The sequence below is a fragment of the Vibrio sp. 2134-1 genome, assembly GCF_033339495.1.
Genome location: NZ_JAWOUS010000704.1, coordinates 1 through 586, shown reverse-complemented (window position 1 = coordinate 586; position 586 = coordinate 1). Strand labels below are relative to the sequence as shown.

Genomic DNA, 586 nt, shown 5'->3' with positions numbered 1-586 from the left:
CTCGGCTTCGGTATCTTCTTGTTGAGCTTTTTGCTCATTTTGTGGGGCTAAGCACTTTTTTACTAACTGTTCGGTTTGTCGAACCGTCATTTGCTTTTTAGCCACCATTTGAGCCACTTCGACTTGCTGTTCACCTTCCAGTGCCAGCAGCGCACGAGCATGACCCATTTCAAGTTGTTTCTCCGCCACCAAGCGTTTGACGTCGGCATCCAATTGGTTGAGACGCAACAAGTTACTCACGGTAGTTCTTGACTTACCAATCACATCCGCCACTTGCTGATGCGTTAGCGAGAACTCATCTTGCAGGCGCTCCAATGCTTGCGCCTCTTCAATCACATTCAAGTCTTCACGCTGAATGTTTTCGATCAAAGCCATAGCAATAGCTGCGCGGTCTTCAACTTTCTTAACCAAGCAAGGCACGCGTTTCAAGCCTGCTTGTTTAGCGGCACGCCAGCGACGTTCGCCAGCGATGATCTCAAACTGTCCGCCAACAACCTGACGAACCACGATCGGCTGGATAATGCCTTGCGATTGAATAGAAGCAGCTAATTCTTCAAGCGCTTCAGGTGCCATATCTTTACGCGGT

Annotated in this window: 1 protein-coding gene; it reads right to left on the bottom strand. The window is 49.1% G+C overall.

Annotated features, from left to right (window positions below; translation table 11 throughout):
• Positions 1–586 (bottom strand): ParB/RepB/Spo0J family partition protein (locus R7R78_RS28070; protein ID WP_225474848.1); only part of this gene is annotated, 586 nt, incomplete at both ends.